We start from the raw sequence: 14475 nt of genomic DNA, 5'->3' as shown, positions 1-14475 counted from the left end.
GGATTCCAAGCTTGCTCGAAACCAAAGGCATAATGTCAACAGCCCGCGAATACCATGAGAAAAGCTAGGACGGCGCCGCCACGCCCTGGCGGGGGGACAGATGGCGTGGCGGACACCGTCCTCGTCGGCCAGTCACCGCGTCTGAGGGGCAAGCTCGGTGGGCCGCTCACCAGAGACATAGGCTTCCAGAAGGAGCTGCACCATTAAATAGCATTTTAGGATGGGGTTGCCGGCAGCGTTGCTTGCGCATATCGCTCGATCCGGAGGACGTCGGGAAGGCAGGTTCGCGGCTGGTCGGCCGGTGGCGGTCCGGCTGATGTTTCCGGTGTTGCCTCTACGTCGGTTGCCCTGGCCGATGGCTTCGTGCCGGAGATCGACGGAAGCATCGTCATGCTTTCCGCACATGCCAATGCCAGCGTCGTGGCGATTGTCAGCGGCCTGCACCCCTCCTCTAGGTCTAGCTTGTCTGATTCTTGCGCACTAGACGCACCGTGACCCTGCTACCGTCCGCCAAATTGACCATCGGATTGAGAATAACCTGATCACCGGCCTTGACGCCGTCGTGCACCTCGACCTCCGTACCGAAGTCACGTGCGATCGTGATCTTCTGATCACGAACGGTGCCGTTCTCGACCACAGCGACGTGCAGGCCATTCTGATCGAACACGACGGCGTCGGCCGGTATGATCATCGATGGTGTCTTGCGCGGGATAAACAGCTCGACGGTGCAATAGATTCCAGGATTGAGTGCCCCATCCGGATTGGGAACGTCGATTTCAGTTAGCAGCGTCCGGCTGCCAGGCTGTAAGGCAGTCGCAATGCGCGTGACCTTGCCTGGAAAAGTCCGGTTCGGGATCTCGGGTACGCGCACCGCCGCATCGACCCCCGGCGCAATCCCGTAGGCCTCATCCTGCGGAACGAAGACCTGGGTGCGAATCACGTCGGGGTGCATCAGCGTAAACATGAAGGTCGAGCCCGACGTCACCAGGCTGCCATTGTCGATGTTGCGTTGCGTGATCACGCCGTCGAATGGCGCCACCACGCGCTGGTAGGATTTCTCCTGTTCGAGTATTCGGATTTGGGCCTCCTGGGCGGCGATATTCGACTGAGCCACTCCCACTGCCGCCTGCTGCGCCTGCAAGGTCAGCCGATCATTGTCACCTTGCTGAAGCGTCAACCATCCCTGCTTCACCAGATTGCTGTCGCGCGCATTGGTGACGCGAGCGAGTTCGTGGCTCGCCTGCGTCTGCTGCAGCGTCGCCTGGTTCTGGGCCAGCGTCGCCCTGGCCTGCGTAATCTGATGGTCGAGTTCCGGCGCCGTAATGTCCGCCAGCAGCGTTCCTGTCTTGACCCGGTCGCCAATATCGACATAGCGCTTCTCGATGTAGCCGGTAGCGCGCGCGAAGATATTCGCCGCCTCAAACGCCGTCGTCGTCGCTGGCAAGGTCACGTTGATCTTGCTGTCACTGGCGCGGACCGCGGCCACCCGAACGTCGGGAACAAATGTCCTCTGCTGTTGCGCGGTCGCCGCGACGTCGCGTTCCGCCTGATAGTGATGCCAGCCTCCGGTAGCAAGACCCGCCATCAGCAACGCGAACGCCCCGCCGCCGATCAGCGCGCCGCCGTAACCTCGCCGTTTGCGCACCGGCTCCGCTGGCGCAGCGACACGATCGGTCTCGGGACCAGGCAGGTCCTCGACTTCCTGCTCTTCTGACACCGCATGCATCTCGCTCATTGGGGCACCTCCTCAAATACGCCATGGTGCGGCTTTCCGTCGTTGCCCTTGCGCAGCATGGCGAACAGGTAAGGCACGATCAGCAACGTCGTCGGGGTGGCAAACAACAGACCGCCGATGACGGCCCGCGCGAGCGCCGCATTCTGCTCTTCGCCAGCGCCGCCGATCGCCATCGGGATCATGCCGACGATCATCGCCGCCGCGGTCATCAACACGGGGCGGATTCGCGTGTGGCCGGCGCTCAGCGCCGCCTCAAAGGCGGAATGCCCCTTCAATTGTTGTTCGCGCGCGAACGTCACCAGCAGAATCGAGTTGGCGGACGCGACGCCGACCGCCATGATCGCGCCCATCAGCGACGGCACGTTCAAAGTCGTCCCGGTGATGAACAGCATCGTGACGATGCCGCAAAGCGTCGCCGGCAGAGCCAGGATCACGACGAAGGGGTCGCCGAAGGTCTGATAGTTCACAACCATCAACAAATAGACGAAGACAGCGGCGAACAGCAGCCCAATGCCGAGATCCCGGAACGAGTCGTTCATGCTCTGGATCTGCCCGATCACCTGAATCGAGTTGCCGGGCTTCAGTCCCTTCTGCAGCTCCGTGGTGACCTTGTTGATCTCGGCCGCGACACTGCCAAGATCGCGGCCCTGCACGCTGGCATAGACATCATAAATCGGCTGGATATTGGCCTGGTTTGAGTTGGTGGCGACCGTGTCGCGCTTGAATGTCGCAACATTGCTAAGCATGCCGGGAACCGTTTGCCCGCTCGCCGCCTGCGAGGTGGACACCGGCGTGTTTGCGAGCGCATTCAGCGAGCTGATCTTGTATTCCGGCGTCTGCACCGCAAGGTAATACGGAATTCCCGAGACCGGATCGGTCCAGAAATTTGGCGACACCTGCTCCGACGAACTGAGGCTGACATTGATGTTGGTGGCGATCGTGCTCGCGTTGAGGCCGAGCGACGCGGCACGGGTCCGGTCAATCTGAGCGAAGAATTCCGGGCCGTCGACTTCCTGTTGCAGATGCGCATCGACGATGCCCGGAATTGCGGCGAGGCGCTGGCGCAATTCCTTTGCTACCGCCAGGTTATTCTTGTCGTAACCTACCGTTCGAACGTCGATCTGCGCCGGCAATCCGAAATTGAGGATCTGCGTCACCATGTCGGCCGCCTGGAAATAGAACGTGTCCTCCGGAAATGCGGCCGGCAGCACCTGACGCAATGTCTTGACGTAATCCGCGGTCGGCCTGTGGCCGTCCTTCAGCTCCACCTGTATGACGCCATCATTGATGCCGATCGTCGAGCCGTCGGCGAAGGCCAGATTGTAGGCGCGCGCCGGCAAGCCCATGTTGTCGACGATCAGATCCCGTTCTTTTTCCGGAATGACCTCACGGATCTTGTCCTCGACCGCCTGAAATATCCGTTCGGTGCTTTCGATGCGGGTTCCAGCGGGGGCGCGAACGTGAAGCTGGATCTGGCCGCCGTCGATGAGCGGAAAGAAGTCGCGCCCAACCAGCAGGAGCATCGTGGCGCCAAGGCCGAGCACCAACACGGCAGCAACAGGCACGATCGCTCGCCTGCGCAGCAGCATCGTGAGGACTTCCAAATATCCGCCGCGCAACCGCTCGAAGCCACGATCGAATGCGGCGGTCATCCGCGAGAACAGCCCGGTCGGACCGGTATGGTCGGTGTGGCGCCGTTCACCCTTGAGCAGCAGGCCGATCGTAATTGGCGTCAGTGTCCGCGACAATCCGTAGGAGGCGAGCATCGCAAACACGACGGCATATCCGAGCGGCGTGAACAGGTACTTGGCTGGCCCCTCGAGGAACACCACCGACGTGAACACGCAACTGATAGCGAGTGTCGAAACCAGGGTCGGCATCGCGATTTCGGCGGCGCCGTGCAACGTCGCTTCGGGAAGCGACATGCCTTCCTCGGTCCACAGACGATGGGTATTCTCGATCGTCACGGTCGAATCGTCGACCAGTATGCCGACCGCCAGCGCCAGGCCGCCGAGCGTCATGGTATTCAGCGTTTCGCCGAGAAAGTACAGCACGACGAGCGACGACAGGATCGCCAACGGAATTGAAATCATCACGACCACCGTCGAACGCCACGACCCCAGAAAGACCAGGATCATCAGCGCGGTGAGACCTGCCGCTATGGCTCCCTCGCGCAGCACACCATTGACGGAGCTTGTGACGAATACTGATTGGTCGAACAGTTCGTTGATCTTGAGTCCGGCCGGCGCGGCGGCCCGGATCGCCTGCAGGGCGTTCTTCACCCCATTGACGACGGCGAGCGTCGAGGCATTGCCGTTCTTGATCACGCTGAGCAGGACCGAGCGGCGGCCATCCTCGCGTACGACATTCTGTTGCACCATCGATCCGTCGCGGACCTGCGCCACGTCCTTCAGAAGGATGGTTGCGCCATTGGCGAACTTCACCGGCATTTGGTTGAGATCGTCGATCGTCGATGGCGTCGCGTTGGTTCGTACCGTGTACTGGATGTCCCCAATCTTCGCCGTTCCCGAAGGCAATGTCAGATTCTGCGTATTGACTGCATTCACGATGTCGAGCGGCGTCAATCCTCGCGACAGCAGCTTGTCCGGGTCAATGTCGACCATGATCTGACGATACTTGCCGCCTGCCGGTGTCGGCAGGGTGACGCCGGGAACCGGCGCCAATTCCTGTCTGACGCGGTAGATGCCGAAATCGTAGAGTTGCTGCTCATTCAGGTTGTCCGAGCTGAGACTGAGCTGCAATACAGGAACGCTCGACGCGTTGAACTGCACAACGATCGGCGGCTGGATGCCGGGCGGCATGAGCGCTCGGATGGAATTGGTCGCCGAGACGATTTGCGCGATGGCGAGGTCGAGATTGACGTCCGGCTGGAACGAGATCTTTTGGATCGACAGACCGTTGAGGGTTTGCGCTTCCATGTTCTTGATGCCGTTGACGTTGGCGCTGATCGAATACTGGCTATAGGTGGTAACGCGCTGCTCCATCTCCGGCGTCGTGAGGCCGGTGTATTGCCAGATCACGGTGACCACCGGAATGCGTATTTCGGGAAAGATGTCCGTCGGCATCGACCGGATAGCGGCGACGCCAAGGAAAAGGATCAGGGCAGCGACCACATAAAACGTATGCGGGAATCGCAGCGCAAATCGAACAATGCCCATAATCTATCTCCGCCGTGCAGCGCCACGATCGCGGCCGGTCATTGAGACATCCTCGTTCCGTCATGCGCGGCCGAGCCCGCAATCGGGTCCGGCTGCTGGAGAACAGCATGGGGCCGCCCCGGCGATTGCGCCACGGCTGATGCCCCGTCGCTCACGGCGTTTTGCATGACCGTGATCTCCCGTTGCTGTGTGGCCACGATCTGCTGAGCCAGCCGGCGAAGCCGCGCGTTGCGGCCGTATTCGAGTTCGGTCTTCGCCATATCGACCGCACCTTGATGGTGCGGCACCATCATCTCGACGAAGTCACGATCGATATCGCCGGACGGCTTGATCATCATGTCGGCCATCATCTTGCGCATCGCAACCGCGTTCTGGGACAGAAACGCCTGCTCCTCTGCATATCCTTGTGAGTCAGCTGCATGCTGGACGCGATCAAGACCATGGTGAGACCTCGCTGGATCCTCCGCCATGGCGAACGACGTCGCCGCAACTGACGCCGTCGTCGCCAGCGAGATCACCCGTTTGCGGATGAAGGTCCGTGAAAACAGCATCATCTTTGCCTCCGAGCATAGTCCGTCGTTGCCCGCGTAGATTTCCGCAGCCAGCCTTTGCGTGTCGTCGATGCTTTTGCAGGGGCACCCCAACGAAATTCACGGCGGCCCAACGAAGCCCCGTGAACACTGCGAACATGCGCTGCAGACGTCGAGGCCTCAATTAAAAACCGATTTAGAGTTCCGAACCGTGGTCGGATGCGGTGATGACGCTCTGACGATTCGAGAGCGATGTGGTTGTAGCCCACAGCGGCAACGTAAACGTTCGTATAATTCTTCCATCCTTATCCATAGAGACGACCGCACCCTCGTACAATTGAGACGCCATCCCGCCACTTCTAGTCTCGGTGCGAACAACCACCAGTGATTGTCTGCTTCCTCAATACGGAAATGGCTTCGTCAATCTGGCAAAAAACAAAATCTCGGGCGCTGAAGGAATTTGACCATGAAGATCATAGCCATCTCCCTTCCTCGCCGGCGAGTGTTGCGCCGCTCCGCTTTGACGACCCGGGTGGCTGATTTTGTCGCGCTCATGAAGCCACGCGTGATGCTGCTCGCGGTGTTCACTGCTGTCGTCGGGATGATGGTTGCACCGACCGCTCTCGATCCACTAACCGGCTCGCTCGCACTGATCGCAATCGTCGTCGGCGCTGGGGCCGCTGGGGCGCTCAACATGTGGCTCGATGCCGACATCGACGCCGTGATGAGCCGCACGGCGCGGCGTCCGATTCCTCGCGGCAGAATTTCGCGCCGGGAAGCGCTTGTGTTCGGACTGTCCCTTGCCTGTGGCGCGGTCCTCGCTGTTGGCATGGCCGCGAATGTCGCGGCCGCTGGCCTGCTCGCCTTCACGATCTTCTTTTACGTCTTCGTCTACACGCTCTGGCTGAAGCGGATCACGCCCCAGAATGTCGTTATCGGCGGGGCCGCCGGCGCGCTTCCTCCAATGGTCGGCTGGGCATCTGCCACCGGAGGCATCAGCCTCGAACCATTTGTTCTGTTCCTGATCATCTTCCTGTGGACGCCCCCCCACTTCTGGGCATTGTCGCTCAACCGCGCCGACGAATACCGGCGTGCGGGCATTCCCATGCTCCCGGTCGTTGCCGGCAGGGCCGCAACGACGCGCCAGATCCTCATCTACAGCGTTCTCCTGGTCCCGACCTCGCTGCTGCCATGTGCGCTGGGATATGCCGGCGCAATTTACGGCGCGACTGCGCTCGGCTGTGGCGCGATCTTCCTTGGGCTGGCGGTACAGCTACGCCGGAGCCAGGACACCGATCGGCAGGCAGCGCAGCGTCTGTTCCTGTTTTCGATATCCTATCTGTTCCTCCTATTTGCCGCCCTGTTGGCCAACAGCATTGGCGATCGATCATCATCGACGATTTCGACCCGTGACGACGCTTGGCGGAACGCGCGATCCGCCCCGGCTGCAGCCCTCCAGGTCCCGCTCCGTACCGCAGTCGCCTTCGCGGCTGCAAAATCCGACGAGGCCTAAGATGCGCTACGGCTTGCTCGCCCTCGCCTTGCTCACAGTCACACTCGGCGGCTGCTCCGAAGGGGTTCTCAACCCCAAAGGACCCATCGCCGCAGGCGAGCGGCTTATCCTGTTCAACTCGCTCGGCATCATGCTGGCGATCGTTGTTCCGACGATCCTCGCTACGCTCGCCGTTGCGTTTTGGTTTCGCGCGTCGAATCGACGCGCTGAATATTTGCCGGATTTTGAGTATTCCGGGCGTCTCGAGTTGCTTGTCTGGTCGATCCCCGCCATGACGGTGCTCCTTGTTGGCGGCGTCGCGTGGGTTGGCGCGCACGACTTCGATCCGCGCAAGGCGATTGCCTCAACGGTCAAGCCTGTCACCGTTCAGGCGGTCTCGCTCGATTGGAAATGGCTCTTCATCTACCCCGAGCAGGGGATCGCCAGCGTCAATCATCTGACGGTGCCGGTGGGCACGCCGATCAGCCTTGAATTGACCTCGGCGACCGTGATGAACAGCTTCTTCGTGCCCCAGCTCGCCGGCCAGATCTACACGATGTCCGGAATGGTGACGCGCCTTCAACTTCAGGCCGACCATGCCGGCAGCTATCCGGGATTCTCCGCCATGTTCAGCGGCGATGGATTCTCCGACATGCGCTTCACGGTCGACGCCGTCGATAACGCCGACTTTACCCAATGGGTCGGCAAGGCCCGCGACGCCGGCGCGGTACTCGATACCCGGTCCTATGCCGACCTCGCCAAGCCAAGCAAGGCAGTCGCGCCGTTCACCTACCGTGCCGTCGCCACCGATCTGTTCAGCGGTATTGCGAACACCGCATCGACAGCGGACGACCCATTCCAACCAATCTGTTCGACGTCGCAGAGGGCCGAACGATGACTCTCCTTGGCAAGCTTGACTGGAGCGCGATTCCCTTTCAGCAACCGATCGTGATGGGCGCAACGGCGTTTATGGCGCTTGTGGTGGTAGCCGTGCTCGGCTTCATTACGATGAAGGGAGCCTGGCGCTATCTGTGGCGCGAATGGCTCACCTCGGTCGACCACAAGCGCATCGGCGTCATGTACTGCATGCTGGCGCTCGTCATGCTGCTGCGCGGCTTCAGCGACGCGATCATGATGCGGGCGCAGCAGGCGGTCGCCGCCGGCGGTTCAGAAGGATATCTGCCGCCGGAACACTTTGACCAGATCTTCTCGGCGCACGGTACGATCATGATTTTCTTCATGGCGATGCCGTTCGTGGTCGGGCTCATGAATTTCGCGGTGCCGCTGCAGCTCGGCATTCGCGATGTCGCCTTCCCGACGCTCAACTCGGTCAGTTTCTGGTTGACCGCTTCGGGCGCGCTGTTGATCAACGTTTCGCTGGCGGTCGGTGAATTTTCGAAGGCCGGCTGGTGGGGTTATCCCCCACTGAGCGAATTGCAGTATTCGCCGGGCGTGGGCGTCGATTACTATCTTTGGTCGCTGCAAATCTCGGGCCTTGGCACCTTGCTGTCGGGGATCAATTTCGTCACCACCATATTGAAGATGCGCGCTCCAGGCATGGGCTACATGCGCATGCCGGTTTTCTGCTGGACCGCGCTTGCCACCAATCTGCTGATTGTAGCAGCCTTTCCAGTGTTGACCGCGGTGCTCTCGATGTTGCTACTCGATCGCTATCTCGGCTTCCACTTCTTCACAAACGACGGTGGCGGCAATCAGATGTTGTACGCCAACCTGTTCTGGGTCTGGGGGCACCCGGAGGTCTACATCCTGATCCTGCCGGCGTTTGGCGTGTTTTCCGAGGTCATCGCGACCTTCTCCGGCAAGCCACTATTCGGCTACCGCTCGATGGTGGCCGCGACGATGGCGATTTGCGTGCTCTCGTTTCTCGTCTGGCTGCACCACTTCTTCACCATGGGCGCCAGTGCAGACGTCAACGGCTTCTTCGGCGTCATGAGCATGATCATTGCTTTGCCGACCGGGGTGAAGATCTACAACTGGCTGTTCACGATGTATGGCGGCCGGGTTCGGTTCTCGGTACCTGTGCTGTGGTCGGTCGGCTTCATGGTGACCTTCGTCATCGGTGGCATGACCGGCGTGCTCCAGGCGGTGCCGCCGGCCGACTTTCAGCTGCACAATAGCCTGTTCCTGGTCGCACACTTCCATAACGTCATTATCGGGGGCGTCCTGTTCGGCGCGATGGCGGGATACACCTACTGGTTCCCAAAGGCCTTCGGCTTCGCGCTCGACGAACGTTGGGGGAAAGCCGCGTTCTGGTGCTGGTTCGTCGGATTCTATCTCGCCTTCATGCCGCTTTATCTGCTCGGCCTGATGGGCATGACCCGTCGCATGCAACACTACGATAATCCGGCGTGGCAGCCATGGCTTATCGTTGCGATGGTCGGCGCGGTCGTTATCCTGGGTGGAATCGTCTGCCAGATCATCCAGCTCGTGGTGTCGATCCGCGCCCGCGAGCGGTTGCGCGTCACCGCTGATCCATGGAATGGCCGCACGCTCGAATGGGCGACCGCGTCGCCACCACCAGCATGGAATTTTGCCTTGGCGCCGAACGTCACCGGCAAGGATGCTTTCTGGACCAGTAAGCAGCAGCACGCAGGCAAGGACAAGGCGGGGCCGCCACCAGCGTACGAGCCAGTCGAAATGCCGAAAAACAGCGCCACCGGCTTTATCAGCGCCTTCTTCGCCGTCGTCATCGGCTTCTCGATGATCTGGCACATCTGGTGGCTGGCCAGTGCCGGCGTACTTGGCGCATTCGTGACGCTTCTTGGTTTCGCATTCCGCAGACATGCCGAATTCGAGGTGCCTGCCGAGCAGATCGCCGAGTTCGAGCAGACTTATCACGCAGGAACTTTAGCATGAACATCGCCGTCGCAATCGATACCGTCCCGCAAGCAGCGCTGCCAAGTGCCAGCGAGGCGGGGCCTGCCCCGAAGCGGATCGTGGTCACCTACGGCTTCTGGATCTTCCTGTTGAGTGACATCGTCATGTTCGCCGCGCTGTTCGCGAGCTACACGGTACTGGTTCACGCGACGGCGGGAGGTCCAACCGGCGCCCGGTTGTTCAATCAGACGACGGTGGCAATCGAAACCGTCTGCCTGCTCCTTTCGAGCTACACCTGCGGGCTAATGTCACTCGCCGTCAATTCGAGAAACCGTCTCGGGACGTATTTGGGTGCCCTGATCACGTTTGCGCTCGGCGCGGCGTTTCTCACCCTCGAGCTCCGCGAATTCGCCGATATGATCGCTCGCGGCGCGGCGCCGCAGCGCAGCGCTTTTCTTTCCGCCTTCTTCACGCTTGTCGGCTGCCACGGACTACACGTTACTCTCGGACTGATCTGGCTCGTGGTGATGATGATCCAGGTGACAATAATGGGATTCGTCACCAGCGTGCAGCACCGCCTGCTCTGCTTCTCCTTGTTCTGGCACGCGCTCGACATCGTTTGGGTCGGCGTTTTCACCGTGGTTTATCTGATGGGAGTTAGCCAATGACCGACCTGCGATACGATCGCGCTCCTGGAGACATCCCCAGCGAGGAGATGCAGGAGTCGGGCCCGTCGGAGGCACTCATCTATACCATCGGCCTGCTGACGGCATTTGTCCTCACGGCGACGTCCTTCTGGGTTGCCAACACGACACTGCTCTGGCCGGGCGGTGTGGGCCTGGGCCTTGCCGTCCTCGCCATTGCCCAAATGGGCATCCACCTCGTCTTCTTCCTGCATCTCACCAGTGGACCGGACAGCACCAACAACATCCTCGCGCTCGCGTTCGGTCTGCTGATCGTATTCGTGGTGGTCGTCGGCACGATCTGGATCGTCAACGATCTGAACGGCAATATGCTTATGCCATCGAGCGATCCGATAGCGCATGTGCAGCATTGAAGCGTGTCCCGCGATCAAGTGCGCTGCCGGCGGCATGAACTAAATGTGAGTTGGACCTGACGTTCGCGTTGCTTACGTCTCGCCGCAACAATCCAACGCCGGGAGCCTTGAATGCGTACACTTCTCTGTGTGATGGTGACGCTCATGCTGAGCGGCAGCGACTGCCCGGCCCAGGTCTCGACCATGGGCACGACCGCCATGGCGATTGCGACAACACCTGGCGCGATTGTGTCGTCTCCGCTGTCGGGACCAAGTCCGTTTTCCAGCCTTTTCTCCGCCGCAACTGTTCCCGGCGCACCGGCAACCACCCTGGCGTCGCCGCCACTGGCACTGGATCCAACACTTCCCGGAACGAGCGTGAACTGCTCACCGACCGCGGTGGAGGTTTCGCCGTCAGTGCTGAGCGTAACCTCCACAAGCACCGTCGTTTCTGCAAGCCCGACCGCGGTGATGCCGCCCTTGGGCGCCATCGCTCCCATGCCAGGGTCGGGTGCCATGCCGACAATGAGCAGTAGCCTGTCGCTCACTCTACCGACGGCAATGCCCGTGACCATTGTCGGCTCGTTCACCGGCAGTACGACAGGCACGGCCGCTCCGGCGTCTGCCCTCGGAAGCGCCACGCCGGGAAGCACCTGCACGTCGGCGCCTGGCAATACGCTGACCAACGCTGCGGCGTTGCCGGTCTCGACTCCCGACATATCGCCAAGTCCGCCCCCCGGAACCCTTCAGTCGCCAACCGCCGACCTTGACCCGACCGACACCAGCATCAGTCCTGTATCGAGCGTCATGCCGACGCCGAACACGACCGCATGTAGCGAAAGCATTTCGATCAACCTTGCCAACTCCGCCACGATGGCCCCCGCCAACGCCACCGGCGCTACGGCTACACCGGGTGTATCACCGCCGTCTGGCTGCTAGATTTCACTCTCGCGGCGTGACAGTCAGAGCAGCCGGTGCCGCGCCCAAGCGTGGGGGATGGATCCATAGAGCCTGTGCTCGACACGACCAATCCACCGCTCGACGCTGGATGGTCCGTCGGCGTTTGGTTACAAATGATCCTGGCTACCCCTGCGTGCGCAAGCATGCCCGGCAACGTCAATCCAATTACCGAATGCAAAATTGGCGTACGCAATGCGTTCACTCACACGACGTTGAACTTGCGTGAACAATGATTGCATTTAGGCGCGGCTTGGTTGTTCACAATTATCTGGAGTGGCCAAACTTCCTTGGCTCGTTTCAGATGGAGAAAATCAATGACACACTTCAAGATCTTTTCGGCAGCGCTGATCGCGGCTGCCGTGATCGCGTCGCCCGCGATGGCGCGCGAGACCCACGCCGCCTCACGTCATATCGCGGCGGCCAGTGCCGTCGCCCCGGCCGACCCTGTCTATGTTGACGGTCGCACCTGTATTCCGGCGCCGCGCGTGGGTGCATTTGCCACCGCGCCTTGGACCGGCGACAATATCCCCTGCGAGCCGGGCCCGTATTGATCGCGCCGCGGTGCCAATCGCTCACGTTGTCCTGGGTCGCTCAACCAGAGCGACCCGCTACCACGACGCTTAGCGAAACGTTCAGAAAGTCGGGCTGATGGCCTATGCCACGGCTCGACTTCTTCTCTTTTCAAACTGTGCGTCAGATCGTAAGGCCAGCATTTCACCTCCGCCGCGAGCCGGCAGGCGCCGATCGCTACCTGCTTTTCTGGATCAGCCGATCGACAAACAAGAACGAAGACTGCGATGACGGTGGCGCCGCCAATGAAGGGAAGAGCACGCTACGACGGAGTACAAGCCGCCAGCTTGCACCGCGGGTTATCCCAATTGCCGCATCAGCAGTTGGTTCCGGCTTACTGGCGAGCAAAGCGGCCAGCAATGCAAGTCGGGGAATGACCGATCTCCGCCTGTAGGATTGTCAGAACCGGAAGCGAAGTCCCACTGTGGGAGCGACTGTGTTGCGACTGAGGTAGCCGTTCGCCAGCCCGCCATTGACCTGTGAGAACATGATCCCGGCGTAGGCATCAAACTTCTTCGCAAACTGCCAATCAACGACGAAAGAAGCGGCGTCGAATGTTCCGTGGCACGTTGCCGGCGTTGCGGCGCCAGCGGCAGCGCAGTAGGTGGGTGCACCGTAGGTTGGCTGGTCGTAATGATAATAAGCGCCGATCACATCCAAATTGTCAGTGATGGCGTATTTCACTCCAGCCCAGAGTACATGGAATAACTTGTCGCCCGCATTGAACGCGGTGCTGTTAATGTTCGTGTTATTGATCGCGGCGCAGCCGGCGCAGACGAAATCTCCTGAGATATCACTAAAACCAGTTCCGGAGGCAAACGAATTGCTGGGGGGCGCATATCGAATGAATTCGTATCCAGCGAACAGCTTGATTGGCCCCTTGCTGTATTTGCCAACCAGCATCACGCTCGAATTATCAGACAGCGTGGCGGTGAGAACCTGTGGCAGCACCGCCGGCAGCGTGTTGCCGGCAAGCCCTATCGACACGGCGTTCTCGACGTAGCTCCCAATCGCGTCGAGCGAAAGCGTGCCGCCGGCCAAATTGCCGACATCGCCACCAAACTGGATCTGATACGCGCCGGTCGAAGCGTTGTTCAGACCGTAGCCACCGAATTGCCAGAGCGCCGCAACTCTGTACTGGCCAATGTCAACACGGTACTTCACCGCCGTGCTAAATCGGCAGGTTTCGGTATTGCCTGCGCCGCAAGTGATTCCCTGCCAGCCGATCGGCGAGAACGCGTACGAAGCGCCCATCGGGTCGTAGGCGAAGACAGCATCCAAAGTCAGCGCATTTTGCCGGAAAACGGTCAAGGTGCCATAGGGTGAACTGACGCCCAAATAGCCTACGGAATTGTAAAACTGCCCGGCGCGGCTCGAGTCGGCGGCCGAATTTTGGCTGGTGAGCGGCACGCCTGCGTTCTGAGCCAATGAGTGCGGTCCATTGGCGAGTTGCAGGGAATAGGGATCGAACCCGGCCTGCAGATCGAAGATAAAGGCCCATCCAGGCGCGAACGGCTCGTTCCCCTTGATCCCGATGTTTGACTGGGTCAAACCGTTCGGCGCGAGACTCCACTGCGCGCGATTGCTGTACCTCTGGATGAGATAATCTGCCCCGACGGCGGATGTCCCATTGAACGGCGCTCCATGGCTTCGCCATGACACGCCCGCGTCGATCGTGCCGTAGACCGTGATGCCATTCCAGGTCAAGGGGCAGGCCGTGACGACAAAATCCTCAAGGTTACTACACGTCACTGGTTGCAGCGAAGCCTTGGTGATCACGATGGGCGTAGCCTTCGTCACCATCGTGTCGTCGGCGGACGCATCCGTCGCGTACGCGGCGCCAACCATTCCGAGGATCATCGCGGCGGGAACACAGAATTTTCTCATGTTACGCCCTTCCCTCGAGGAGAATCCGTAATCCAGCTCCGTCGTTTATGCCTATCCCAGATTTCGCCTTGTCGCTCTTTGACTGTCTCGCCACCGCTCCGCGGCGGCGTCATTAATATTTGCCGATCATGCCGGAGGTTGCGCGCCGACACTTGTCGTCGCCGCAACGATGCCGCCAGCGGCCGTGACTTTCATCCATAACATCCACTCCCTTATGCCTGAACGAAGATCATTGAGCCACTGCAGCG

Annotated in this window: 12 protein-coding genes; 7 read left to right on the top strand and 5 right to left on the bottom strand. The window is 60.5% G+C overall.

Going from position 1 to position 14475, the window contains the following annotated elements; translation table 11 throughout:
- Window positions 1-457 precede the first annotated feature (457 nt).
- From UP10_RS32355 to copM, 3 genes are read right to left on the bottom strand one after another with little or no spacing between them, the layout of a single operon-like run.
- On the bottom strand, window positions 458-1735 hold the full coding sequence (locus UP10_RS32355) for an efflux RND transporter periplasmic adaptor subunit (protein WP_044591250.1): 1278 nt from the start codon (window positions 1733-1735) through the stop codon (window positions 458-460).
- Window positions 1732-4914 (bottom strand): efflux RND transporter permease subunit, encoded by a 3183-nt coding sequence (locus tag UP10_RS32350; protein ID WP_044591249.1) that lies wholly within the window; start codon window positions 4912-4914, stop codon window positions 1732-1734. The genes UP10_RS32355 and UP10_RS32350 overlap by 4 nt, the downstream gene beginning before the upstream one ends.
- 38 nt (window positions 4915-4952) lie before the next feature.
- A complete protein-coding gene (gene copM / locus UP10_RS32345) occupies window positions 4953-5273 on the bottom strand; it encodes a CopM family metallochaperone (RefSeq protein WP_245322015.1) in 321 nt (106 codons plus the stop codon).
- Window positions 5274-5382: 109 nt separating this feature from the next.
- Here copM and UP10_RS46400 point away from each other — a divergent pair, with 109 nt between their 5' ends.
- The 6 genes from UP10_RS46400 (at window position 5383) to cyoD (ending at window position 10831) form a co-directional block, all read left to right on the top strand.
- Entirely contained in the window at window positions 5383-5505 is a 123-nt protein-coding gene (locus UP10_RS46400) for a hypothetical protein (protein ID WP_283807697.1), read from the top strand.
- 405 nt (window positions 5506-5910) lie between these two features.
- Window positions 5911-6957, top strand: coding sequence for a heme o synthase (locus tag UP10_RS32340; RefSeq protein ID WP_082077357.1), 1047 nt, complete (start codon window positions 5911-5913; stop codon window positions 6955-6957).
- A 1-nt stretch (window position 6958) separates the two neighbouring features.
- Window positions 6959-7834: a ubiquinol oxidase subunit II gene (gene cyoA, locus UP10_RS32335; RefSeq protein ID WP_050043886.1), complete on the top strand. Its 876-nt coding sequence runs from the start codon at window positions 6959-6961 to the stop codon at window positions 7832-7834.
- Window positions 7831-9813: a cytochrome o ubiquinol oxidase subunit I gene (gene cyoB / locus UP10_RS32330; protein WP_044591248.1), complete on the top strand. Its 1983-nt coding sequence runs from the start codon at window positions 7831-7833 to the stop codon at window positions 9811-9813. Before cyoA ends, cyoB begins: the two co-directional genes overlap by 4 nt.
- A complete protein-coding gene (gene cyoC / locus UP10_RS32325) occupies window positions 9810-10442 on the top strand; it encodes a cytochrome o ubiquinol oxidase subunit III (RefSeq protein ID WP_044591247.1) in 633 nt (210 codons plus the stop codon). Before cyoB ends, cyoC begins: the two co-directional genes overlap by 4 nt.
- Complete coding sequence (gene cyoD / locus UP10_RS32320; protein ID WP_044591246.1) at window positions 10439-10831, top strand: cytochrome o ubiquinol oxidase subunit IV; 393 nt, start codon at window positions 10439-10441, stop codon at window positions 10829-10831. The genes cyoC and cyoD overlap by 4 nt, the downstream gene beginning before the upstream one ends.
- A 14-nt stretch (window positions 10832-10845) precedes the next feature.
- Here cyoD and UP10_RS32315 read toward each other — a convergent pair whose 3' ends face one another.
- Entirely contained in the window at window positions 10846-11529 is a 684-nt protein-coding gene (locus UP10_RS32315; protein WP_044591245.1) for a hypothetical protein, read from the bottom strand.
- 555 nt (window positions 11530-12084) lie between these two features.
- Here UP10_RS32315 and UP10_RS32310 point away from each other — a divergent pair.
- Window positions 12085-12321 (top strand): hypothetical protein, encoded by a 237-nt coding sequence (locus tag UP10_RS32310; protein ID WP_044591244.1) that lies wholly within the window; start codon window positions 12085-12087, stop codon window positions 12319-12321.
- Window positions 12322-12739: 418 nt separating this feature from the next.
- Here UP10_RS32310 and UP10_RS32305 read toward each other — a convergent pair whose 3' ends face one another.
- Window positions 12740-14227, bottom strand: a complete 1488-nt coding sequence (locus UP10_RS32305) for a porin (RefSeq protein ID WP_156180430.1) — start codon at window positions 14225-14227, stop codon at window positions 12740-12742.
- Window positions 14228-14475: the final 248 nt, after the last annotated feature.

The sequence above is a fragment of the Bradyrhizobium sp. LTSPM299 genome, from assembly GCF_000938235.1.
Lineage (GTDB): Bacteria > Pseudomonadota > Alphaproteobacteria > Rhizobiales > Xanthobacteraceae > Bradyrhizobium.
This window is presented reverse-complemented; position numbering and strand designations above follow the sequence as displayed.